General features: G+C 68.9%; 16 protein-coding genes. 6 read left to right on the top strand and 10 right to left on the bottom strand.

Annotated elements, in window-relative coordinates:
* On the top strand, positions 1-1,053 hold the full coding sequence (locus CFB52_RS31010; RefSeq protein WP_099318360.1) for an aldose 1-epimerase family protein: 1,053 nt from the start codon (positions 1-3) through the stop codon (positions 1,051-1,053).
* A 46-nt stretch (positions 1,054-1,099) separates the two neighbouring features.
* Here the strand turns inward: CFB52_RS31010 and deoR are convergent, their stop codons facing one another.
* Entirely contained in the window at positions 1,100-1,870 is a 771-nt protein-coding gene (deoR, locus tag CFB52_RS31005) for a DNA-binding transcriptional repressor DeoR (RefSeq protein ID WP_059578967.1), read from the bottom strand.
* 146 nt (positions 1,871-2,016) lie between these two features.
* On the opposite strand from deoR, the gene deoC reads away from it, so the two are divergent.
* Positions 2,017-2,697 (top strand): deoxyribose-phosphate aldolase, encoded by a 681-nt coding sequence (gene deoC / locus CFB52_RS31000; protein ID WP_089466054.1) that lies wholly within the window; start codon positions 2,017-2,019, stop codon positions 2,695-2,697.
* A gap of 160 nt (positions 2,698-2,857) precedes the next feature.
* A complete protein-coding gene (locus tag CFB52_RS30995; RefSeq protein WP_099318588.1) occupies positions 2,858-3,724 on the top strand; it encodes a DUF2071 domain-containing protein in 867 nt (288 codons plus the stop codon).
* A gap of 100 nt (positions 3,725-3,824) precedes the next feature.
* Here CFB52_RS30995 and CFB52_RS30990 read toward each other — a convergent pair whose 3' ends face one another.
* The 6 genes from CFB52_RS30990 to CFB52_RS30965 all read right to left on the bottom strand — a co-directional run bounded on the left by CFB52_RS30990 (position 3,825) and on the right by CFB52_RS30965 (position 12,692).
* On the bottom strand, positions 3,825-4,679 hold the full coding sequence (locus CFB52_RS30990) for a 3-hydroxybutyryl-CoA dehydrogenase (protein WP_099318359.1): 855 nt from the start codon (positions 4,677-4,679) through the stop codon (positions 3,825-3,827).
* Positions 4,680-4,717: 38 nt separating this feature from the next.
* The gene (gene bktB, locus CFB52_RS30985) at positions 4,718-5,911 is read right to left on the bottom strand and encodes a beta-ketothiolase BktB (protein ID WP_059578954.1); all 1,194 of its coding nucleotides are present in this window, start codon (positions 5,909-5,911) and stop codon (positions 4,718-4,720) included.
* Positions 5,912-5,960: 49 nt separating this feature from the next.
* The gene (locus CFB52_RS30980; RefSeq protein ID WP_373680984.1) at positions 5,961-7,589 is read right to left on the bottom strand and encodes an electron transfer flavoprotein-ubiquinone oxidoreductase; all 1,629 of its coding nucleotides are present in this window, start codon (positions 7,587-7,589) and stop codon (positions 5,961-5,963) included.
* An 80-nt stretch (positions 7,590-7,669) separates the two neighbouring features.
* A complete protein-coding gene (locus CFB52_RS30975; RefSeq protein ID WP_099318357.1) occupies positions 7,670-9,460 on the bottom strand; it encodes an acyl-CoA dehydrogenase in 1,791 nt (596 codons plus the stop codon).
* Positions 9,461-9,877: 417 nt separating this feature from the next.
* Positions 9,878-10,924 (bottom strand): AraC family transcriptional regulator, encoded by a 1,047-nt coding sequence (locus tag CFB52_RS30970; RefSeq protein ID WP_373680983.1) that lies wholly within the window; start codon positions 10,922-10,924, stop codon positions 9,878-9,880.
* A 133-nt stretch (positions 10,925-11,057) separates the two neighbouring features.
* Positions 11,058-12,692 carry an AMP-binding protein gene (locus tag CFB52_RS30965; protein WP_099318355.1) on the bottom strand — a complete coding sequence of 545 codons (1,635 nt, stop codon included), beginning with the start codon at positions 12,690-12,692 and terminating at the stop codon, positions 11,058-11,060.
* A gap of 311 nt (positions 12,693-13,003) precedes the next feature.
* Between CFB52_RS30965 and CFB52_RS30960 the strand changes: the two genes are divergently transcribed.
* On the top strand, positions 13,004-14,104 hold the full coding sequence (locus CFB52_RS30960) for an AraC family transcriptional regulator (protein WP_099318354.1): 1,101 nt from the start codon (positions 13,004-13,006) through the stop codon (positions 14,102-14,104).
* 15 nt (positions 14,105-14,119) lie between these two features.
* Here the strand turns inward: CFB52_RS30960 and CFB52_RS30955 are convergent, their stop codons facing one another.
* The 3 genes from CFB52_RS30955 to CFB52_RS30945 all read right to left on the bottom strand — a co-directional run bounded on the left by CFB52_RS30955 (position 14,120) and on the right by CFB52_RS30945 (position 21,056).
* Complete coding sequence (locus tag CFB52_RS30955; protein ID WP_060315351.1) at positions 14,120-15,640, bottom strand: HAMP domain-containing sensor histidine kinase; 1,521 nt, start codon at positions 15,638-15,640, stop codon at positions 14,120-14,122.
* Complete coding sequence (locus tag CFB52_RS30950) at positions 15,640-16,359, bottom strand: response regulator transcription factor (RefSeq protein ID WP_059578940.1); 720 nt, start codon at positions 16,357-16,359, stop codon at positions 15,640-15,642. The genes CFB52_RS30955 and CFB52_RS30950 overlap by 1 nt, the downstream gene beginning before the upstream one ends.
* Before the next feature lie 299 nt (positions 16,360-16,658).
* On the bottom strand, positions 16,659-21,056 hold the full coding sequence (locus tag CFB52_RS30945; protein WP_099318353.1) for an autotransporter domain-containing protein: 4,398 nt from the start codon (positions 21,054-21,056) through the stop codon (positions 16,659-16,661).
* 552 nt (positions 21,057-21,608) lie between these two features.
* On the opposite strand from CFB52_RS30945, the gene CFB52_RS30940 reads away from it, so the two are divergent.
* Together CFB52_RS30940 and CFB52_RS30935 are read left to right on the top strand one after the other, a co-directional pair.
* A complete protein-coding gene (locus tag CFB52_RS30940; RefSeq protein WP_060315336.1) occupies positions 21,609-22,226 on the top strand; it encodes a glutathione S-transferase family protein in 618 nt (205 codons plus the stop codon).
* 88 nt (positions 22,227-22,314) lie between these two features.
* Entirely contained in the window at positions 22,315-24,384 is a 2,070-nt protein-coding gene (locus tag CFB52_RS30935) for a pyridoxamine 5'-phosphate oxidase family protein (protein WP_099318352.1), read from the top strand.
* Positions 24,385-24,414 lie beyond the last annotated feature (30 nt).

Raw genomic sequence — 24,414 nt, 5'->3', positions numbered from 1 at the left:
ATGCGGGGCGAGATCGAACTGCGGCGCGACGACTTCCGCGAAGCGCCGCGCACGCTGTACCGCACCGACGGCCTCACCGTCACCGCGTTCGCGTACCCGTCCGGCGTCGAGGCGCTGAAGCTCGACAACCGCCGCGGGTACCTCGTCGTGCTGCCGTATCTCGGCCAGATGATCTGGGCCGCCGAATTCGACGGCCGCGACCTGACGATGAAGCACATGTTCCGGCAGCCGAAGCGCGCGGCGTCGATCATCGATACCTACGGCTGCTTCATGTTCCACAGCGGGCTGCTGCGCAACGGCTGCCCGGGGCCGGACGATACGCACGCGCTGCACGGCGAGATGCCGTGCGCGCCGATGGACCGCGCGAGCCTCGTTGTCGGCTCGGATGCGCGCGGCGCGACGGTCGAAGTGACCGGCGAATACGAATACGTGCAGGGCTTCGGCAGTCACTACGTCGCGCGTCCGTCGGTGCGGCTGGGCGAGCACGATGCGCGGATGACGATCGCGATGGACGTGACGAACCTCGGCGGCACGCCGATGGACCTGATGTACATGGCCCATCTGAACTACGCGTACGTGCCAGGCGGGCGCTTCGTGCAAGCGTTGCGTCCAGGCGGGCTGCGGCTGCGCGACAGCGTGCCGGCTCACGTGAAGCCGACCGCCGCGTGGCGCGACTACACGGCCACGCTCGCGCGCGATCCGGCGCGGCTCGCGACGCTCGATGCGCCCGCGCTGTACGACCCCGAAATCGTGTTCTTCATGAACGACGTTGAAACGGACGCCGACGGCGTCGCGCATTTCCGGCTCGTGCATCCGGACGGCGGCGCGTTCCACACCTCATACCGCCCCGAGCAATTTCCGCATGCGACGCGCTGGATCCTGCACAACGCGGACCAGCAGGTCGCTGCGTTCGCGCTGCCGTCGACCTGCGAGCCGGAGGGTTACGAAGCCGAACGCCGCAAGGGCCACGTCGCGGCGCTGGCGGCGGGCGCATCGCGCCGCTTCGAAGTGCTGACGGGCTACCTCGGCCCGGCGGAAGCCCGCGATGCGTGATGCGATGAGAGGCGCGATGAGAGGCGCGCCGCCCGCCCGCGCCGCATCAGGTCACGAGCGCGATCCCGTGCTCGCGGATCGCCGTTTCGTAGCGACGGCTCAGCTCCCCGTCCGAGATCACGTAGTTGAAATCGGTCAGTTCGGCGAAATAGGCCGCGCGCACTTCGTCGAATTTCGTGTGATCGACCAGCAGGAAGCGGTTCTGCGCGCGCGCCATCACTTTCTTCTTCGCGTCGACTTCGTGGAAGTTGAAGCACGTGACGCCGCAGCGCTCGCTCACCCCGGCCGCCGAAATGAACGCCTTCGACACGCGCACCGAATCGAGGATGCCCGTTTCGGCGACCGATTCGAACACCATGTTCTGGCGGTGATACGCGCCGCCGCACAGGATCACGTTGCAATGCGGCTTCTGCTGCAGCTTCGCGAACACGTTCAGCGAATTGCACACCGCGGTGAATTCGAGGTCGTCCGGAATGAAGTCGACGATGAACGGCGTGGTCGACCCGCAGTCGACGAAGATCGTGTCGCCGGTCGTCACGAATTGCGCGGCCAGCTTGCCGATGCGGCGCTTTTCCTCCGTCTGCCGGTTGTTCTCGGCGCTGATCAGGTATTCGCCGATGTCGCTGCGCTGCGCGGCGAAATGGCGCGTCACGTAGCCGCCGATCAGGCTCAAGCCGTGCGGGTTGTCCGCGAGATCGCGACGGATCGTCATTTCGGACACGCCGAACAGTTCGGCGACTTCCCTCAGATGAATCGCGTTCTGCCCTTGCAGCACGTTCATCAAGGTCTTGATCCGTTCGCCCTTCTTTGTTTCCATGCCGGTATCCTGCGTGCCCGCCGCGTGAGTCGTTCGTCGTGCCGGGCGCGCGGGCCCGGCCGGAATGTCGTATTTGTAACAAACCGATGTGAAAACATCAACTTTCCGTGTGCCGTTTCCGCACACGATCCGTGGAGTCCTGACACATGCCGCTTTCCAACGCCCAGCTCGCCCAAACCATCGATCACACGCTGCTCGCGCCCGACGCGAGCGACGCGCAGATCCGCGAACTCTGCCGCCAGGCGGCCGAGCATCGTTTTTACTCGGTCTGCGTGAATTCGGCGAACGTGCCGCTCGCCGCGCGCGAGCTGGCTGAAACCGGCGTGCTCGTCTGCGCCGTGGTCGGCTTTCCGCTCGGCGCGGGGTTGTCCGCCGCGAAGGCATTCGAAGCCACCGCCGCGATCGCGGCGGGCGCCGGCGAGATCGACATGGTGATCAACATCGGCGCGCTGAAAAGCGGCCGCGCCGACGACGTGAAGGCCGACATCGACGCCGTGCATCGCGCGTGCGGCACGGTGCCGTTGAAGGTGATCCTCGAAACGGGGCTGCTGACCGACGACGAGAAGGTGCGCGTGTGCGAGATGTGCCGCGATCTCGGCGTCGCGTTCGTGAAGACGTCGACCGGGTTCGGCCACGGCGGCGCGACGCTCGCCGATGTCGCGCTGATGCGCCGCACCGTCGGGCCGACGCTCGGCGTGAAGGCGTCGGGCGGCGTGCGCGATCGCGCGGCCGCGCTGGCGATGCTCGAAGCCGGCGCGACGCGGCTCGGCACGAGTTCGGGCGTGGCAATCGTGACCGACCAGGGCGACGGCGGGTCGGGGTACTGACGCGCGAACGGCGGGCCTTCGCGCGCGTACGTCATGCGTCGGGCTCGGCCGTCGGAATCCATTGCACAAGCGGCAGCACGCGGCGCGCCAATGGCAAAATACGCGCGCCGTTCGTCTCAAGCCGCGCCGCCTCTTCCGGGCATGCGACAACCCCGGCACAATGCCGCCCATGCGCAACGACAACGCCTTCATTTACCCGTCCACCGGCCTCGCCGGGCGGCTCGCCAACCGGATCGTCGCGAGCCGTCCCTTGCTGCGCGCACGCCGCGCGCTGCTGTCGCGGCTGCCGTTCCTGCAGCTCGCGAGCGACGTCGAGCATGTCGTGTATTGCACGTGGGTCGTCGACGTCGCGGCCGTCGCGCATCTCGTGCCGCGCGGCGTCACACTCGCGAGCCGAGGCGGCCGCACGCTGTTCACGACGCTCACCTACCGGCATCGCCACTTCGGCCCGCGTCTCGCCGGCCCGCTGCGCCGCGTGTTTCCGTCGCCGCTGCAAAGCAACTGGCGGCTCTACGTCGACGCGCTGCCGGACGGCGTGCCGGCCGAGCGCACCGTGCTGTTCGTGAAGAACGTGTTCGACCACCCGCTCTATGCGCTCGGCAGCCGGCTGTTCAGCGACGCGCTGCCGTCGCATCTCGCGCGGCCCTTCACGCATGCGGCGCACGACGGACGGTACGACACGCGGCTGGCGGCAAGCGGTGGCAGCGCACCCGACTTCCGCTGCACGGCCGAAGCGTCGCACGACCGGACGCTGCCCGCCGCCTTCGCACCGATCTTCGACGACTGGCGCGCGGCCGTGGCCGCGCTGTCGCTGCAGCACGCGGCCGTCGCCCACGTCGAGGACTGCGACCGCCTCGCGTATGCGTCGATCGACCTGCCGATCGACGTCGACGCGGTGCGGCCGCTGAAGACGGTCGGCCCCGTCGGCGGCGGCGACTTTCTCGCCCGCATCGGCGCGACCGGCGAACCGCTGTGCTTCGTCGTGCCCGACGTCGCATTTCGCGTTCTGTCCGAGCGGCTGCTGTAGCGCGACCTGTCGGTACACGACGCGTCATCACGCCGCGCGCGCCATACAAAGCACGCGGCCGCCCGAAGGCGGCCGCACGAAACACCATGGGACAACCGGCTTACTTGCCGTAGTCGTACACGCCGCGCCCGGTCTTCCTCCCGAGCCGCCCTGCCGACACCATCTCGCGCAGCAGCGGGCACGCGCGATACTTCGGATCGCCGAAGTCCTTCGCGAACACGTCCATCACCGCGAGGCACACGTCGAGGCCCACGAGGTCGGCCAGCGCGAGCGGCCCGATCGGGTAGTTCGCGCCGAGCTTCATCCCCGCGTCGATCTCCTCGGCCGACGCGATGCCTTCGGCCAGCACGAAGAACGCTTCGTTGATCATCGGCACGAGGATCCGGTTCACGACGAAGCCCGGCGAATTGCGCACGCCGATCGGCGACTTGTCGAAACGCTCGGTCAGCGCGCGCACGGCCGACGCGGTCGCGTCGCTCGTCTGCAGCCCGCGAATGATCTCCACGAGCGGCATCAGCGGCACCGGGTTGAAGAAATGCATGCCGAGGAAACGCGACGGATCGGCGAGCGGCGCCGCGAGCGCGGTGATCGAGATCGACGACGTGTTGGTCGCGATGATCGCGTCCGGGCGCGCGACGGCCTCGATCTGCTTCAGGATGCGGCCCTTCAGCTCGACGTTCTCGGTCGCGGCCTCGATCACGATGTCGACCGCGGCGAGCGTCGCGTAGTCGGTCGACGTCGTGATGCGCGCGAGCGCCGCGTCACGCGTGGCCGCGTCGAGCTTGTCCTTCGACACGAGCCGCTCGAGGCTGCCCTTCAGCGTCGCGAGGCCCTTGTCGAGCGCGGCGTCGCTGACGTCGATCATCACGACGTTCAGTCCTGCAACGGCGGCGGTTTGCGCAATGCCGTTACCCATGGTTCCGGCGCCCACGACGCCGACGGTTTCGATGGCCATGACGATTCCTGTGTATTCGGAGGCTGAGCGGTCGATTATCAGATGTTCTCGAAGATCGCCGCAATCCCCTGGCCGCCGCCGATACACATCGTCACGAGCGCGTAACGCCCGCCGATGCGCTTCAGTTCGTACAGCGCCTTCACGGTGATCAGCGCGCCGGTCGCGCCGATCGGGTGACCGAGCGAGATGCCCGAGCCGTTCGGGTTGACCTTGGCCGGATCGAGGCCGAGTTCCTGCGTGACCGCGCACGCCTGCGCGGCGAACGCCTCGTTGGCTTCGATCACGTCGAGATCGCCGATCTTGAGGCCGGCGCGTTCGAGCGCCTTCTGCGTGGCCGGCACCGGGCCGATGCCCATGTACGCCGGATCGACACCCGCGTGCGCATACGCGACGAGACGGGCGAGCGGCTTCACGCCCTGCGCGCGCGCGGCGTCCGCGCTCATCATCAGCACGGCGGCGGCCGCATCGTTGATGCCCGACGCGTTGCCGGCCGTCACGGTGCCGTTCTCCTTCGCGAACACCGGCTTGAGCTTCGTGAAATCGTCCGCGCTCGCGTCGTGACGCACGTGCTCGTCGGTGTCGAACGCGACCTCGCCCTTCTTCGTGCGGATCGAGATCGGCAGGATCTGGTCCTTGAAGCGCCCTTCGGCGATCGCGCGCGCCGCGCGACGATGCGATTCGAGCGCCAGCGCGTCCTGCGCTTCACGCGAGATGTCGTATTTCCTCGCGACGTTCTCGGCCGTCACGCCCATGTGGATCGTCTGGAACGGATCGTGCAGCGCGCCGAGCATCATGTCGACGAGCTTCGCGTCGCCCATGCGCTGGCCGAAGCGCGCGGCCGGCACGGTGTACGGCGCGCGGCTCATGCTTTCCGAGCCGCCGCCGATCGCGACGTCGGCGTCGCCGAGCATGATCGTCTGCGCGGCCGACACGATCGCCTGCAGGCCGGAGCCGCACAGGCGGTTCACGGTCAGCGCCGGCGTGTGCTGCGCGACGCCGCCGTTGATCGCCGCGACGCGCGCGAGATACATGTCCTTCGGCTCGGTGTTGACGACGTGGCCGAATACGACATGGCCGACCGCATCGCCGGGCACGTTCGCGCGCGACAGCACTTCGGCAACCACCTTCGCGCCGAGGTCGGTCGGCGAGAAATCCTTCAGGCTCCCGCCGAAATCGCCGATCGCGGTACGGACACCGCTCACCACCACGACTTCCTTCGCTGCATTGCTCATCGTCTCACTCCGGTTCGTTCGCGCCCGCGGGCGCGGGGATGCGTTTGCGTTACATGTTCGGGTAATTCGGCCCGCCGCCGCCTTCGGGCGTGACCCACACGATGTTCTGCGTCGGGTCTTTGATGTCGCAAGTCTTGCAGTGCACGCAGTTCTGCGCGTTGATCACGAGCCGATCGCCGCCGTCGTCGTTCTTCACGAACTCGTACACTGCCGCCGGGCAGAAACGCGCCTCCGGCCCTGCGTACGTACGCAGGTTCACGTTCACCGGCACGCTCGCGTCCTTCAGCGTCAGGTGCGCCGGCTGGTTTTCCTCGTGGTTCGTGTTCGAGATGAACACCGACGAAAGGCGATCGAACGTCAGCTTGCCGTCCGGCTTCGGATATTCGATCGGCTCGCACTGCGACGCCAGCTTCAGCATCTCGTGGTCCGCGTGCTGGTGATGCAGCGTCCACGGCACGTTGCCGCCCATCACCTTCTGCTCGAGCCCGACCATCAGCGTGCCCAGATACAGGCCCTTGGCCATCCACTGCTTGAAGTTGCGCGCGCGGTACAGCTCCGTGTACAGCCACGATTGCTTGAACGCGTCCGGGTACGCGTTCAGCTCGTCCGACTGACGCCCGGCCTGCACCGCGTCGAATGCCGCATCGGCCGCCAGCATCCCGGTCTTGATCGCCGCATGGCTGCCCTTGATCCGCGATGCGTTCAAAAAGCCCGCGTCGTCGCCGATCAGCGCGCCGCCCGGGAACACCGTCTTCGGCAGCGACAGCAGGCCGCCGGCCGTGATCGCGCGCGCGCCGTACGACACGCGCTTGCCGCCTTCGAGGAATGCGCGGATCGACGGATGCGTCTTGTAGCGCTGGAATTCCTCGAACGGCGACAGGTACGGGTTCGTGTAGCCGAGGCCCACGACGAAGCCGACCACCACCTGATTGTTGTCCATGTGATACAGGAACGAGCCGCCGTACGTATCGGACTTCAGCGGCCAGCCGGCCGTGTGGATCACGAGGCCCGGCTTGTGCTTGGCCGGATCGATTTCCCACAGTTCCTTGATGCCGATCCCGTACGCCTGCGGATCCGCATTCGCGTCGAGCTTGAACTTCGCGATCAACTGGCGGCCGAGGTGGCCGCGGCAGCCTTCGGCGAACAGCGTGTACTTCGCGTGCAGCTCCATGCCGAGCTGGAAGTTCTCGGTCGGCTCGCCGTCCTTGCCCACGCCCATGTTGCCGGTGGCGACGCCTTTGACCGAACCGTCGTCGTTGTAGAGGATCTCCGCGGCGGGGAAGCCCGGGAAGATTTCCACGCCCAGCGCCTCGGCCTGCTGGCCGAGCCAGCGCGTGACGTTGCCCAGCGAGATCACGTAGTTGCCGTGATTCTTGAAGTTGTCGGGCAGCGCCCAGTTCGGCGTCGTGACCGCGCTCTTCTCGGACAGGAACAGGAAGCGGTCTTCCGTCACCTCGACGTCGAGCGGCGCGCCGCGTTCTTTCCAGTCGGGAAACAGCTCGGTGATCGCCCGCGGGTCCATCACCGCGCCCGACAGGATGTGCGCGCCGATCTCGGAACCTTTCTCGAGCACGCACACGCCGATCTCGGCGCCTTTCTCGGCGGCCAGCTGCTTGAGCCGGATCGCCGCCGACAGCCCGGCGGGGCCGCCGCCGACGATCACGACGTCGTATTCCATCGATTCGCGCGGGCCGTACTGCGCGAGCAAGTCCTGTGTGGTCAAAATCCTGTCTCCTGCTGCGTCCCGACCGTCAGCGGTCAGAACTGGTCTTCCGTCAACGCGAGCACGCTCTCGTTGCCCTTCGCGCCGACGATCGACGCCTCGAGCGCACCCGCCTGCACGAGCACGTGCTCCGCATAGCATTGCGCGATCGCGATCTTCGCGTCGAAGAACGCCGTGTCGCTCGCACGGTTCGCGTGCGCGGCCAGCAGCGCACGCGCCATCTGCCAGCCGCACAGCACGACGCCCGCGAGCTTCAGATACGGCACGCTGCCCGCGAACACCGCGTTCGGGTCCTGCTTCGCGTTCGCGAGCACGTAGTCGACCACCGTCGACAACGCGCGCGCGCCCTTCTCCAGTTGCGCCTTCATCGACGCGGCCGCCGCGCCGTCGATCTTGTCGAGCGCCGCGACGGTCTCGCCGATCTCCGCGATCAGCGCCTTCGCGACCGCGCCGCCGTCGCGCAGCGTCTTGCGGCCGACGAGGTCGTTCGCCTGGATCGCGGTCGTGCCTTCGTAGATCGCCAGGATCCGCGCATCGCGGTAGTACTGCGCGGCGCCGGTTTCCTCGATGAAGCCCATCCCGCCATGCACCTGCACGCCGAGGCTCGCCACGTCGTTCACCATCTCCGTGCTCCAGCCCTTCACGACCGGCACCAGATATTCGTAGATCGCCTGATGACGCGCGCGCGTCGCGTCGTCCGAATGGCGGTGGGCAATGTCGCTGTGCGCGGCGGCCACATAGGCCAGCGCCCGCGCGCCTTCGGTCAGCGCACGCATCGTGCCCAGCATCCGGCGCACGTCCGGGTGATGGATGATCGTCACCGACTGCTTCGCCGAGCCATCCACCGGCCGGCTCTGCACGCGTTCCTTCGCGAATGCGGCCGCCTTCTGATACGCGCGATCGGCCACGCCGATCCCCTGCATCCCGACCCCGAAGCGCGCCGCGTTCATCATGATGAACATGTATTCGAGGCCGCGGTTCTCCTCGCCCACCAGATAGCCGATCGCGCCGCCGTGATCGCCGTATTGCAGCACCGCCGTCGGGCTCGCCTTGATCCCGAGCTTGTGCTCGATCGACACGCAGTGCACGTCGTTGCGCGCACCGAGCGAGCCGTCGTCGTTGACCAGGAACTTCGGCACGATGAACAGCGAAATGCCCTTCACGCCTTCCGGCGCATTCGGCGTGCGCGCCAGCACCAGGTGGACGATGTTGTCCGCCATGTCGTGCTCGCCCCACGTGATGAAGATCTTCGTGCCGAACACCTTGTACGTGCCGTCGCCCTGCGGCTCCGCGCGCGAGCGCACCAGTGCGAGGTCGGAGCCTGCCTGCGGCTCGGTCAGGTTCATCGTGCCCGTCCATTCGCCGGAGATCAGCTTCGGCACGTAGCGCTGCTTCTGCGCGTCGGTGCCGGCCGTCAGCAGCGCCTCGATCGCGCCGTCGGTGAGCAGCGGGCACAGCGCGAACGACAGGTTCGATGCGTTCAGCATCTCGATGCACGGCGTCGCGATCAGCTTCGGCAGCCCCTGGCCGTCGTATTCGGCCGGATGCTGCAGCCCCTGCCAGCCGCCCTCGACGAACTGGCGGAACGCTTCGCCGAAGCCCGGCGTCGCGGTCACGACGCCGTCCTTCCAGCTGCTCGGATTGCGATCGCCTTCGACGTTCAGCGGCGCCAGTACCTCGCCGCAGAATTTCGCGGACTCGTCGAGCACGGCCTGCGCCGTGTCGTAACCCGCATCCTCGAAACCCGGCAACTGCGCGACGGCGTCGATGCCCGCGAGTTCCTTCAGCACGAACAGCATGTCCTTGACGGGGGCGTTATAGCTCATGGTCGATGTTCCAATCAGGCGGTGAATTGGGGGCGCCACGGGGTCCGATACGGCAGAACCGGCCAGAACCGGGCGACGTGATGGGCCATCCTAACGCCGGGGGTCCGGATTTTCATTGTCATATCCGGCCCACATGGTGACAAAATCGGCCACGCCGCGCACCGGCGGCGACCCTGCCGCCCGGCGGAGAAGCCCGTCGGGCGGGCGCCGGCGCCCGATCCGCCCGTATCGGAGATTGCGGTGAAGCGCGCCAAAAAAACGGCCACGCGTACGCGCGGCGGCCCCGCTCGGCGCAGCAAAGGGAGCCGGTTATGGGAGTGTCCTCTGAAGAACCGGCCATGAAAACCGCCAAGGTGTCCGGTTATGGGATTCCATACGCGGCCCCGCGAATCGGTGATACCCGGCGCCGCGCCCGCGTCACGCCCGGCGCCGATACGTCCCCGGCGTACTGCCCGTCCAGTGCCGGAACGCGCGATGAAACGCGCTCGGATCGTCGAAGCCGATATCGGCGCCGATCGCCGCGATCGTGTCGGGCGTGTCGGTCAGCCGCTGGATCGCGATATCGCGCCGCAGCTCGTCCTTCAGCACCTGGAACGTCGTCCCTTCGGCGGCCAGATGGCGGCTCAGCGTGCGCACCGAACAATGCAGGTGCTCGGCCGCCTGGTCGATCGCGGGCAGGTCGGGCAGCGCCGCCGACAGGTACTGCCGCACGCGATGGCACACGAGCTGTTCGCTGAACGATTCGAAGATCCAGTCGCCGGGCGCGCGCGCGAGAAACTTGCGCAGGTTGCGCTTGCTCTGGCGGATCGGCGCGTCGAGGTAATCGGCGCTGAAGCGCATCAGCGTACGCGTGCAGTCGAACTGCACGGCGCCGGTGAAGAAGTACAGGTGGTCGACCGCATGGCGCGGCCGCGGGCACGCGAACTCGATCTGCAGCAGCGGAATTTTCTGCCCGATCAGCCAGGAGCATACGCCGTGCACGAGCTTGAGCATCAGCTCCTGGCCGAGCGCGCCGATCGGGCCGATGGCGTCGTTCGGGCGCAGCAGCACCTGCGCGACGAGCTCGTCGCGCTTCGATTCGACGAAGAAGTCGTCGAGCAGGATATGGAAGAATTGCCCGAAACGATGCAGCGCCGTTTCGAGGTTGCGCGCATCGAGCAGGCTCAGGCACAGGTACTTCAGCGTGCCGCCGCGCAGCGGACGCGAGAAGATGCCGGGCATCTCGTCGTCGAGGTCGATCGCGAGCGTGCGGTACAGCGTCGAGAACTGCTCCTCCGTCACGCGCGCATGCGGCTCGCCGAGCAGCTCGATCGGAATGCCGGCGCCGCGCAGGTAGCGCTCGACCACGTCGCGCCGCGCGCCCGCGCTCGCGAGAAAGCCGTTGACGAGCGAGATCGGCACCGTCGCGCTCGGCGACGGCAGCGCACGCCCGGGCCGGGCGGAAAGTGAATCTGAGCCGGTCATCGCGTCCCCGTCGATCGAACCGACCGCATTGTACTTGAGCGGCCCGCGCGCGACCTTCGGGCTTGGACGCGCACCGGGCCGCACCGGGCCGTGCCGTGCCGGGCGGCCGCGGCCGCGCGGCGCGTGGCCGCCATCAGTCGGTGCGGCTGAGTTCCCGGCGCAGGATCTTGCCGACCGTCGACTTCGGCAGCCGGTCGACGAAGCGCACCAGCTTCGGCACCTTGTACGCGGCCAGGCTCGCGCGGCAGTGCGCGACGAGCTGCGCCTCCGTCACGTCGGCGTCCGGCGCGCACACCACGAACAGCTTGACGGCCTCGCCCGTGCGCGGGTCCGGCACGCCGATGCACGCGCATTCGGCGACGCCCGGCAGCGCGGTCGCGACCGCCTCGATCTCGTTCGGGTACACGTTGAAGCCCGATACGATGATCATGTCCTTCTTGCGATCGACGATCCGCAGGAAGCCGGCCGCGTCGAACACGCCGACGTCGCCGGTGCGGAAATAGCCGTCCGCGGTGAACGCGGCCGCGTTCGCGTCCGGCTTCCGCCAGTAGCCGCTCATCACCTGCGGCCCCTTCACGCAGATCTCGCCCGCTTCGCCGATCGCCACCTCGCGATCCTGGTCGTCGAGCAGCTTCACGTCGGTCGACGGCAGCGGCACGCCCGTGGTGCCCGTGAAGCGGTCGATCGACTGCGGGTTGAACGACACGACCGGCGACGTTTCCGACAGCCCGTAGCCCTCGCGGATGAAATTGCCCGTCACCGCTTTCCAGCGCGACGAGATCACGTCGATCACCGCCGCGCCGCCGCCGGCCGACAGCTTCAGCCGCGACCAGTCGACCTCCTTCAGGCGCGGATGGCCGGCGAGCCCCGCGTACAGCGTGTTCACGCCGACGAACACCGTCGGCCGCGCGGCCTTCAGCACGTCGATGAACCCGTCCATGTCGCGCGGGTTCGCGACGAGCCAGTTCTGCGCGCCGATCGCGAAGTAGGACAGGAAGTTCACCGTCAGCGCGAAGATGTGATACAGCGGGATCGCCGTGACGACGACTTCCTCGCCCGGCCGGCGCGCATCCGGCACGATCGCCGCGAACTGCGCGATGTTCGCGACGAGGTTGCGATGCGACAGCGCCGCGCCCTTCGACAGGCCGGTCGTGCCGCCCGTGTATTGCAGCAGCAACAGGTCCGCGCCGCTCAACGCAACCGGCTCGCACGCGAGCGATTCCCCGGCGGCGATGGCGTGCGCGAGCGCGGTCGAACCGGGCGGCAGCGTGTCGCACGTGCCGGCCGGCGCATCGACGACGCCGAGGTCCTCCCGGCCCACGCTGAGCACGGTGCGCACGCGCGTGCGGCTGACCACGTCCGCGAACGTGCCCATCGACCCGCCGCAGACGATCGCCACCTCGACCCCGGCGTCGTCGAGCTGATGCTCGAGCTCGCGCGCGGTGTAGTGCGGATTCACGTTGACCTGCACCGCGCCGATCTTCGCGACGGCGACGAACACGACCGGGAACGCGAGCACGTTGGGCAGCATCACGGCCACGCGGTCGCCCTTGCGCACGCCGACGACCTGCTGCAGATACGCGGCCAGCGCGGTCGACAGGCGCTCGACGTCGGCATAGGTGAGCGTGCGGCCGAATGCATGGAACGCCGGACGATCGGCGAAGCGGCGCATCGCGTCGTCCAGCAGCGCGCTTACGGAAGGATGGCGATCGGCGTCGATCTCGGCGGGGATCGAGCCATACGACCCGATCCAGTGTCTCTTCGTCATGTCTCACTCCTCTGGGCGCGGCACGCCAGCGTGCGTACCGCTCTCACGGCGGCCTGCACGCCGAAAGGACGCGGGACGCCGCCTGACCGGCGACTATCGCCCGTGCGATGCGCGTTGCAAATGATCCGCGCGGCCGAAAACATGATCGAAACGGACACGCGAACGTACGCGCCTGCGCCACTCACATCGCGAACACCCGTCCGGCCGGCCTGTTCCATCGCTGCATCAGGGTGAACCCTGTGGCGGACGGGACCGTTCCCGAGCAGAATTGCGGGCCGTCAACGATATCGATTCGGACGCAGGATCCCGCCATGCCGCGCAGCGCGCTGTTGAAACCGACCGACGCCCGTCCCGCCCGGCTGCCCGACGCCGAGGCCGCCCACGCGTTGCGCGCGCAGCGCTTCACGCCGGCCAAGCTGGCCGTGCTGGTCGACGTGGCCGCGCACGCCGGCCTCGATCCGGCCACGGTGCTCGCCGGCACCGGGCTCACGCCGGCCGACGTCGTCGATCCGTTCACGCTCACGTCGCCGCTGCAGTTCCTGACGGCCGCGCGCAATGCGGTCGGCCGGTACGACGGCACCGACCTCGGCGTGCGCGTCGGCCGCCGGCTGCACGCGTCGAGCTACGGGATGTACGGCTACGCGATGCTGTGCTCGGAATCGCTCGCGCGCGCGTTCGATTCGGCCGTCAAGTATCACCGGCTCGCGAACGGCATGCTGCCGATCCGCTGGGTCGAACAGGGCGATACCGCGTCGTGGCTGTTTCCGGCCCGGCACGAGGTCACGCTGCCCGATCTCGACGCGCCGCTGTACCGTTTCCTGATCGACATGCAGTTCGCGCTGCACGTGACGGTCATCAAGGACGTGATGGGCGGATGGTGCGTGCCGGCGCGCGCGCAGTTCGCGCAGCCGCGGCCGCCGCACGCGGCGCTGCTGGCCGACGCGCTCGAATGCCCGATCGCGTTCGACCAGCCGCATCACGTGCTCAGCTATCCGGCGGCATGGCTCGCGCGCGCGCCGCAGCTCGCGAACCCGATCACCGCCGCGCAGATGTCGTCGCACTGCGCCCGGTTGCTCGACGAATTACGCAGCCAGTCCGGCATCACGCGACGCGTATACGAGGAGCTCACCCGCACGCCGGGTCAATTCCCGGACATCGACGCGATCGCCGAAATCCTCTGCATGACCTCGCGCACGCTGCGCCGCAAGCTCGAAGCCGAAGGCACGTCGTACAGCGAACTGCTGACGAGCGTGCGCAAGGCGCTCGCGATCGACTACCTCGGCACGACCACGCTCAGCATCGAGGACATCGCGTTGACGCTCGGCTTCAGCGATGCGGTGGGATTCCGCCACGCGTTCAAGCGCTGGACCGGCACGACGCCGAGCGACGTGCGGCGCAAGCGCGGCGGCTGACGCCGCCGCCGGCGGTCAGCGCGCGTCGCCGGCGGCCGGCGACGCGACCGCCAGCGCAAACTCGAACACCGCGCCGTGCCCGGCCCGGTCGACGAGCCGGATGCTGCTGCCGTTGAGCGCCAGCATCCGGTGCACGATCAACAGGCCGAGCCCGCCGCTCGTCGCCGTGCCGCCGCTGATCGGCCGCTGCGGCCGCTGGAACAGCCCTTCGCGCCGCGCCGCCGGAATCCCTTCCCCGGTATCCGACACCGTCACGACCACACGGTCTTCCCGAGGCTCGAGCGCGATCTCGACCTCGCCCTGCGAAGGCGTGTGCCGCAGCGCGTTGTCGAGCAGGTTGGTCAGCACGCGCTCGATCATCCCGAGATCGGCCGACACGACCGGCACGCGCGGCGGGATCCGCGCATGCAGCGCGACGCCGCGCGATTGCGCGGTCAGCTCGAACTTCTGGAACACGTCCTGCACGAGATCGACGAGCGAGAACGGCTCGCGCTCGGCCTGCACCCCGCCCGATTCGAGCCGCGCGAGCTCGAACAGCGCCTGCGCGAGCCGCCCGACCTTCGCGCTCTGCGCGAGCGCGATCGACAGGTAGCGCCGCCGTTCGGGCTCGGCCAGCGTGTCGGCCTTCAGCGACAGCGTCTCCAGATAGCCATGCAGCGACGTGAGCGGCGTGCGCAGGTCGTGCGAGATGTTCGTGATCAGTTCGCGCCGCTGCTGGTCCTGGCGCGTCAATGCGCGCCACTGTTCGCCGATCCGGTCGGCCATCTGCGCGAACGCGGATTCGAGCACCGCGATGTCGTCGCCGCGGCGGCCCGGCGGCAAGCGCAGCACCGGCGGCTGCGTATCGGGCATGGCGGGCATGGCCGGCGCGCCAGGCGCGCCGCTCGCGTCGAAGCCGCGCATCGCGGCCGTCAGCCGGCGCAGCGGGCGCGTGATGAAGCTGAAGGCGACGAGGCCCGCGAGCAGGCCGAGCAGCGCGACGATCGCCATCGACCACAGCGTCGTGCGCAGCACGTTGCCGGCGTCGACGCGCGCGGCGAGCCGGTCATGCGCCTCGCCGAGCAACACCACGTAGATGTAGCCCGACGGCGGCTGCCCCGCGCGCTGCAGCGGCGCGGCGCTGAACACCTTGCGCGCGTCCGGGCTGCGCGGGTCGTCGCCGAGAATCGGCAGCGGCTGGCCCGCGATGAAGCGCTGCACGGGCGCGAGATCGACGCGGTCGCGCTTCACGTGGCCGGGCGGCGCGTCGTCGCCCTTGATGCGCCCCGCGTTGTCGAGCAGGTACACCTCGACGCTCGGGTTCACGCCCATCAACTGGCCGAACAGCGTGCGCACGGCGTCGGGGCGCAGCCCGTTCGCGTCCATCAGCGGCGCGCTGCCCGCGATGTTGGCGGCCAGATCGCGCGACAGCGCCTGCACGACTTCCTTCTCGCGCATGTCGTTCGCGCGGATCTGCAGCCACGCCGACGCGCCCGAGCACGCGAGCAGCAGGATCGAGAACACGAGCGACAGCCGCCGCGTGAGTGTGAGTTTCATCATGCGTCCCGCTGCCCCGGCGCGGCGAGCTTGTAGCCGCGGCCCCACACGGTGAGGATCCGCACGGGCTCGGCCGGATCGGCCTCGATCTTCGCGCGCAGCCGGTTGATGTGGGTATTGACCGTGTGTTCGTAGCCTTCGTGCTGGTAGCCCCACACCGCATTGAGCAGGTCCATCCGCGAAAACACCTTGCCCGGGTGCCGCGCGAAGAAATACAGCAGGTCGAATTCGCGCGGCGTGAGGTCGATGCGTACGCCGTCGACGCTCGCCTCGCGCGCGATCGGGTCGATCGCGAGCCCGGCGACGTCGAGCGTGCCCGCGTCGATCCGCGAATCGCGCGCGAGCGCATCGACGCGCCGCAGCAGCGCCTTCACGCGCGCGACGAGTTCGAGCACCGAGAACGGCTTCGCGAGGTAGTCGTCGGCGCCGAGTTCGAGGCCGAGGATCCGGTGCACCTCGCTTGAGCGCGCGCTCGTGATGATGATCGGCGTGTAGCGCGTCATCGCCCGCGCGCGCCGGCAGATTTCGAGGCCGTCGACGCCCGGCAGCATCAGGTCGAGGATCAGCGCGTCCCAGTTGCCCTGTTCGAGCAGGCGCAGCCCTTCGGCGCCGTCCGCGCTGTGCACGACCTCGTAGCGCTCGTCGCGCAGGTGCAGGCTCAGCACGTCGGCGATGTCGGCGTCGTCCTCGACGATCAGGATGCGTTTCGGTTGGTCCATGGCGGTGGGCGGCGGCACGTCGGCGCGACGCTCGGTGAGGGTTGTCGGGCGGTCGCCGGGCGGCGCTCGGTCGCCCGGAACGCCGCCCGGCGAAAGGCCGCGCTGCCGTCATTGTGCAAAATTTTGCGGCGGAGAGTGATCACAAATCGTTTAAATCTGGATCGTACTCGTGATGTGAGCCAATCTCGGCGAGGCTTCCCGCTCCGGCCCCTCGAACCCGATTCGACACGCTCCGGCGCAAACGCCAAAAGGCCGGTTCGAAAAGACGGCACGGTTTCGCCATCTCGGCTCCCGTGCGGTCAGAACCGGGTATTGACGCGCACATATGCGGACTGCGCCGACACGTGGCTCGTATCGATCGTCGCATCCAGCCCGAGCGATACCGTGGTCGTCTTGGCGGCCTGCAGCGTGACGCTGGCGCCCGTGGTCAGGAACGCGCGCGGAAGATCGGTACCCGGCGCCGCGAACACGGTCCCGTCCTGGCTCTGCACCTGGACGACGCGGCTGCCGCGCAGCACCTCGTGCGCGTAGCCGACGCGAAGCTGGACGCCGACCGGGCGCACGGCGTCGCCGAACGCCTTGTCGAGCGACACGCCCGCGTAAGGCTGAAGGCTTCTCGCACTGTCGGGCCCGACGTTCAGGTTCTGGCCGTTGGCGCCGTTCTCGCCGAAGCCGCTGCCGCGCACGTACGCATACCGCAGCCCGATGTGCGGCGTGAACCGGAAACCGCCGGCTTCCATCGGCAGACTGGCCTGCGTGGCGGCAGTGAATTCGTGGCCGAGATGGTCGCCTTCGGCGGTACCCACGCTGCCGAACGGCCGCTTCTGCGACAGGAAATCGAGACCGTAGCCGAGCGCCGCCGACAGGTTGACGGCGCCGATCGGCCGCGCGCCGTACAGCGCGACGCGCAGCGTGTCGATGGCGCCTGATGCGCCTGTCGTGTCTTCCGCCAGCGTGGTGTGCGTGTAGCCGCCGGCCGCACCGACCGTCGCGTCGCCGAGCCGCCCCTGTGCGCCCGCCAGGAACCCGTACGCGTGCGTGAGGAAGCCCGGCGCGCCGCCCGTGCCGCCCACCTTGGTGCTGGAACCATTGGCCACGGCCCACACGTTGCTGGCACCCGCCGCGTCATCCTGCCGGCCGGCGAGACGCCCGAGCAGCGTCGAACTGGCGTCTTGCGCCTGCAGCAAGGCCGTCGTGCCGAGCGCCGTGTAGATCGACGTCCTGGTCGGCGCGATGACCGTTGGGCCGGCCGGCGTGCCTGGACCGGCCGGCGTGCCGGGCCCGGCCGGCTCGGCGAGCAGCAGGTCGACCGCATTGGCGCCGTAGTCCACCGACGATTGCAACGCGCCGAGATTCGCGCCGGCCGTGCTGGTGCCGACGTTCGAGAAACGGCCCGTCACGCCGTTGGCCGCGCTCAGCACGGTGTAGCGGCGGGCGGTATAGGTGCCGGGATCGAACAGAACGGCCAACGAACCGCCGAGCGTCGCGGCGCCGCCCACGCGCAATTGCGATGCTTCCGTCGGGCTGACCTCGATCGACAGCGTGCCGCCCGCCGCCTGCGTGTAGTTGCCGCCCACGGTCAGCGTTCCGATCGAACCGCCCGGCGCGACCACCCCGCTGCTGCTGACGGCGCCCGCTACCGTGCCATGGCCGCGCAACGTGCCGAGCGCATCGACCACGACATTGCCCCCCAGCACTGCACCGGCATTCGCCGCGTCGCCAACGGCCAACGTGCCGCCCGCCACCGTCGTCGTTCCGGAGAACGCGTTGCTGATACCGTTCAGCGTCAGCATGCCCGCGCCTCGTTTGACCAGGCCGCCGGTGCCGACGAGGCTGCCGCTGAAGGTTTGCGACGAGTCGTCGGCCAGCGTGAGCGCGCTGCCGCCCAGCACCACGCGGCTGCCTGCCACGCCGGACAGATGCGCGACCGTCTGGCTGCCGGCCGCGGACAGGTCGAGCGCGGCCGCCTGGCCGGCGAGCGTGACCGACGTGGACGACGCCAGCCGGCCGGCGCCCGACAACGCGAGCGTGCCCGCGTCGACCGTCGTCGCCCCGGTGTATGTGTTCACGCCGGACAGCGTTTGCGTGCCGCCCGCCACGATCAGCCCGCCGCTGCCGTCAATCACACCGCCGAACGTGCCGACCGCATTGGCGAGCGTCAACGTGCGACCGCCCAGCGCGACCGTGCCCGTACCCGTGAGCGCATTGATCGTCGCCCCGGCGGTCGTCCCCGAGATATCGAACGTCCCGTTGTCGACGACCGCGCTGGAGGCCGCAATGCTGCCCGAACCGGTCAGCGCCAGCGTTCCGGCATTGACGGTGGTAGCGCCCGTGTAGGCGTTCGCCGCCGACAGTGTTTGCGTACCGCCGCCGACGGTCAGTGCGCCCGTCCCGTTGATGGTTCCGCCGAACGTGCCGGCCGCATTGGCCAGCGTCAGCGTGCGGCTGCCCAGCGCCACCGTGCCCGTACCGGTCAGCGCATTGATCGTCGCCCCGGCGGCGGTCGCCGAGATGTCGAACGTGCCGTTGTTGGCGATTGCGCTGGAGGCGGCCAGGCTGCCCGAACCGGTCAATGCCAGCGTGCCGGCGTTGATCGACGTTGCACCGGTAAAGCCGTTCGTACCGGACAGCGCCTGCGTACCGCCCGCAACCGTCAGGCCGCCGGTGCCGCCGATCACGCCGCTGAACGTGCCGGCCGCATTCGCGAGCGTCAGCGTGCGACCGCCCAGCGCCACCGTGCCCGCGCCGGTGAGCGTATTGATCGTCGCCCCGGCGGTCGTCCCCGAGATATCGAACGTGCCGTTGTTGGCGATTCCGCTGGAGGCGGCGAGGCTGCCCGAACCGGTTAATGCGAGCGTGCCGGTGTTGATCGACGTTGCACCGGTAAAGGCGTGGGCGCCCGACAGCGTTTGCGTGCCGCCCGCCACGTTGAGCCCGCCGGTACCGCCGATCACACCGCTGAACGTGCCGGCCGCATTGGCGAGCGTCAGCGTCCGGCTGCCCAACGCGACCGTGCCCGTACCCGTGAGCGCATTGATCGTGGCGCCCGAAGTCGTCCCCGAGATGTCGAACGTGCCGTTGTTGGCGATTCCGCTGGAAGCGGCGAGGCTGCCCGTGCCGATCAGCGCGAGCGTGCCGCCGTTGATCGCGGTGCTCCCCGTATAGCTGGCGGCGCCGGATATCGCGAGCGTGCCGGTACCCGCCTGCACGAGGCTGCCCGCCCCGCTGACGGTGCCGCCATACGACACCGTGTCGCTGCGGTTGAACGCCAACGTGCCATTGTTGACGATGTTGCCGACGACCGAGCCCGTGGTCCCGCCGCTGCCGATCTGCAGCGTGCCGGCGCTGATGGTGGTGCCGCCGGTATAGGTGTTGTCTCCCGTCAGCGTGATCGTTCGGCCGCCGCTCACGGCCACACTGCCCGCCCCGGATACCACGCCTGAAACCACGAGACCGGTCGCGCCGGAATTGAAGGTCACCCGGGACGCGGCATCGCCGAGCGTCACCTGGTTGGACAGCGTGAGCCCGGCGGAACCCGCGGCGATGGTGGCCGCCGCCGCAGCAGCCACCTCGAGGTTTCCGACGATGTTGGACCCGGTCACCAACTGCAGCGTATTGTTCGCGCCGTTGAACCGGACGGCTGCCGCGCGCGTCACGCCGTCCGCGTACAAGCCGCCCGAGATCGTACCGCCGTTGACGACGAAATCGCCGCCATTGACGATGACGCCGGCCCCGGCGGTCGCGCCGTTGCCGGCGCCGCCGGCGATCGTGCCGACGTTGGTCAGCACGGTGAAGCCGCCGGCCAGGTTGACACCGGCGCCGCTGGCTCCGGCCGTGCTTGCGCCACCGCCGCTGACGCCGCCCACACCGCCGGTGATGGTTCCGAGGTTGGTCACCTGCGAACCGGGCCCCAACGTCAGCAGCCCGTCGCCGCCCCCGCCGCCGCCGCCCGGGTTTCCGCCACTGCCCCCGTTGCCGCCGTTTCCGCCGACGAGCGCTCCCTGGTTCGTCACGTCGGCCGCCGGCGTCACCATGACGAGCGCAGCGCCCCCGCCGCCTCCACCGCCGCCGTTCGACGCAGGCCCCGACGTGCCGGCTCCGCCATTCCCGCCGGTGCCGCCCTGCACCGTCACGCCGTTGTTGACGGTCACGCTGGTGCCGGTCGAATACACGCCCGCGCCGCCGCCACCGGCACCGCCGGCGAAATTGAATCCATCGAAGGCCTGACCGGCGCCGCCTTGCGCGTTCGCGTTGACCACCGCATCGCCGGCGAGCACCACGGCTGGCGCTCCGCCGGGGCCGCCCTGGCCGCTGTCGTTCGTCGCACCGGTGCCGCCTGTCCCGCCTGACGTGGCCCCGCCGGGGACCTGGACCGTGGCCGAGCCTCCGCCCAACGTAGACGAACCCCCGCCACCGCCGTTACCGCTGCCGCCGTTGCCGCTTCGGTCCGGGATGCCGTCGCCGCCGGGCGCGCTGCAATTCGCGATGGTGGCGGACGAACACGTGGCGGCCCAACCCGGGACGGCCGCGCCGGCCAGACCGAGCGACACGCCGATCGAAACGAGGCAGGCGCGGCGGCGCGCGGGCGTGGCGCCATGGCCGGCGTCGACTCCGCCGTGCGACGCCCTCGTGCGTTCGGATACCACTTGCGGAGCATGCAAGCTGCGGCTCCAGACCAGCCGATAGACCCGGTTCATGTCGATCCCCTCGGTGCATAGACCCATGGGCCTGGCGCCGGTCACGGAGAGGCTGCCCCGATGGCGCGACGGACCCGTTCTAGTTGTCTTTCTATGGCGCGCCGGTCCGCGGATACTGGTTGTGTTGGTTCATCGGTCGGGGCGCATGCGCGCGCAATATAACACCTACGTCGGCAGCCCATCCAGGTTGTCGTGGCCCCGTCACGCTCCGGCGGCGAGCGGAAGACACGACGCGGTCGACCACGCCTCGTGGTCGACCCCGGCTACCCGACGTCTTCCGTCCGTACGCCTGACACACGGTGTCTTTCAATGCGCGACCGCCCCTCGGTCTCCACTTGCCCGCCGGCCTGCCAGCCGGTTCGGGACCGACACGGAAGACAACGCCAACACGCCCGTCACGCGCCTTGACGACCACACCGGCTTTCGTCCGACTCGTCTCGAAACGAGAACGATCCATTCTCGGCAGCGGGGATTCTGCCGCAGCCGACGAGTTTCTAGACTTACCGCAAGCGATGAGACCTGCTCGTCGCACCTGCCCCAAAGGACACCGTCATGAAGCTCTACGTTCACCCGCTTTCCGGTCATTCGCACCGCGCACGCCTGCTCATCTCGCTGCTCGGCATCGAGCACGAACTGATTGAAGTCGACCTCGCCGCCGGCGCGCACAAGTCGCCTGAATTTCTGGCGCTGAACCGCTTCGGTCAGGTGCCGGTGCTGGTCGACGGGGACACCGTGATCGCCGATTCGAACGCCATTCTCGTGTATCTCGCCCGCACGTCGGGCAACCGCGACTTCCTCCCGCCATCGCCCGTACAGGAAGCCGCCGTGCAGCGCTGGTTGTCCGTCGCGGCCGGCGAGATCGCATTCGGCCCGGCCGCCGCGCGGCTCATCACGGTGTTCGGCGCGAAGTTCAACGCCGACGAAGTGATCGCCCGTGCGCATCGCATCCTCGCGCTCATCGACGCCGAACTCGCGGCGCGCGACTTCATCGTCGGGCCGAAGCCGACCATCGCCGACGTCGCGTTGTACAGCTACGTCGCGCGCGCGCCGGAAGGCAACGTGGATCTGTCGGGCTATTCGAACGTCGCGGCGTGGCTGCGCCGCATCGAAGCGTTGCCGGGCTTCGTCGAGTTCGTGAAGACGCCGGTCGGGCTCGCGGCGGCTGCGTGAGCGAAGTCGGCCCGTCGCCCGTGCAGGCCGACGGGCGACGCCGGCGCATCCAACGCGTCATGTGCAAATTCCGTCGAGGAGACACATCGTGAGCACGGTATCGAATGAAGCGAACTCGCCGTGGCATCGGGGCGAACTCGAGCTGCAGGAAAAGACAGGCGTGATGCAGAAGATGGACAGCGTGGGACGGCGCTTCGTCAGGAACCACATGCCCGACCAGCATCGAGCGTTCTTCGCGCAGTTGCCTTTCGTCGTCGTCGGCGCGGTGGCGGACGACGGCGACGTATGGGCGACGTTCGCGTTCGGCCGGCCCGGCTTCATGCAGTCGCCGAACGACAAGCGTCTGCGCATCGACACCGTGTTCGATCCGAACGATCCGGCTGCCGGCGGCACGCGCGACGGCGCGGCGATCGGCCTGCTCGGCATCGAACTGCATACGCGGCGTCGCAATCGGCTGAACGGCGTGATCCGCCGCGGCGAGACGCGCGCATTCGATCTCGACGTCGTGCAGAGCTTCGGCAACTGCCCGCAATACATCCAGTTGCGCGATTTCGCGTTCGTACGCGAACCCGATACGTTCTCCGCAATCGCACCTGAGCAGAGCGATCATCTCGACGATCGCGCCCGCGCGGTCATCGCGGCTGCCGACACGCTGTTCGTTGCGTCCTACGTCGGCGACGGCGCCGAGCGTCAGGTCGACGTTTCGCATCGCGGCGGCAAGGCGGGGTTCGTGCGCATCGGCGACGACGGCGTGCTGACGATTCCCGATTTCGCCGGCAACCTGTTCTTCGCGACACTCGGCAATTTTCTGGTCAATCCGCGCGCGGGCATCGTGTTCGCCGACTTCGAAACCGGCGACGTGTTGCAGATGACCGGTGAAGCCGAAGTCGACCTCGATTCGCCCGAGATCGCCGCATTTCAGGGCGCGGAGCGACTGTGGCGCTTCAAGCCGCGCCGCGTCGTTTATCGCGCCGGCGCATTGCCGTTGCGCTGGACGTTCCGGGCGGAAGGCTGGTCGCCCAACTCGCTGATGACGGGGAGCTGGGACGAGGCCGCGCGCCGCCTGAAAGCGGCCGAACTGGCACGGGCATGGCGTCCGTTCAGGGTCGCGAAAATCACCGACGAGAGCATGCTGATCCGCTCGTTCCAGCTCGATCCCGAGGACGGCGCCGGATTGGTGCCGCATCTGGCGGGCCAGCACGTGCCGATTCGCGTGAACCTGTCGGAGAACGGCGCTCCGCTCATCCGCACTTATACGTTGTCGAGCGCGCCGTCAGACGGCGTGTATCGCATCAGCGTCAAGCGCGAAGGACGCGTGTCGTCGCATCTGCATGACATGGTGCAGATCGGTGACCGCATCGACGTCCGGGCGCCCGCCGGGCAATTCACGATCGATGCGCTCGAGCGCCGTCCCGCCGTATTACTGGCGGCCGGTGTCGGGATCACGCCGATGCTGGCGATGTTGCGTCACATCGTCTACGAAGGCGCGCGCAAGCGCAGCACGCGCAAGACCTGGTTCTTTCACGCCGCACGCTCCGTGAAGGAACGCGCGTTCAGCGACGAGATCGCCCAGCTCGCATCGGCGGCGAACGGCGCGGTGAACGTGGTGCGCGTCCTGTCGGACGCGAGCGGCGCGCGCGAGGGCGACGAGTTCGACGTCGTCGGCCGCATCGATGCGAACCTGTTGCGCGCCACGCTGCCGTTCGACGACTACGACTTCTATCTGTGCGGACCGTCGGGCTTCATGCAGGCGGTCTATGACGGGCTGCGCGACCTGAACGTGGCGGACGACCGAATCCACGCGGAGTCGTTCGGCCCTTCCGGGCTCGAGCGTCGCGCCGATCCGGGCGCACGTGCCCCACTGCGTGCGCCGGCGGATACGCCGACACCCGTTGCATTCGTCAAGTCGGGCAAGGAAGCGCGCTGGCAACCGGGCAGCGGCTCGCTGCTGGAGCTGGCCGAGGCCCGCGGCCTGACGCCCGAATACGGGTGCCGGGGAGGCAGTTGCGGCACCTGCCGCACCCGGATCGTCGAAGGCGCGGTGACGTATCCGGTCGCGCCGGCATTCAAGGTATCGGACGACGAAGCGCTGATCTGCTGCGCGGTGCCCGCGCATCGCGAATCGGGCGGCGGCGACCGTCTGCTGCTCGACGTGTAATTCAGAACCCGCGTCACGCGGCGGCGGTTG

The sequence above is a fragment of the Burkholderia sp. AU18528 genome (genome assembly GCF_002223215.2).
Taxonomy (GTDB): domain Bacteria; phylum Pseudomonadota; class Gammaproteobacteria; order Burkholderiales; family Burkholderiaceae; genus Burkholderia; species Burkholderia semiarida.
Note: the sequence above shows the minus strand (reverse complement) of the source record. Positions and strands in the feature narration are given on the sequence as shown.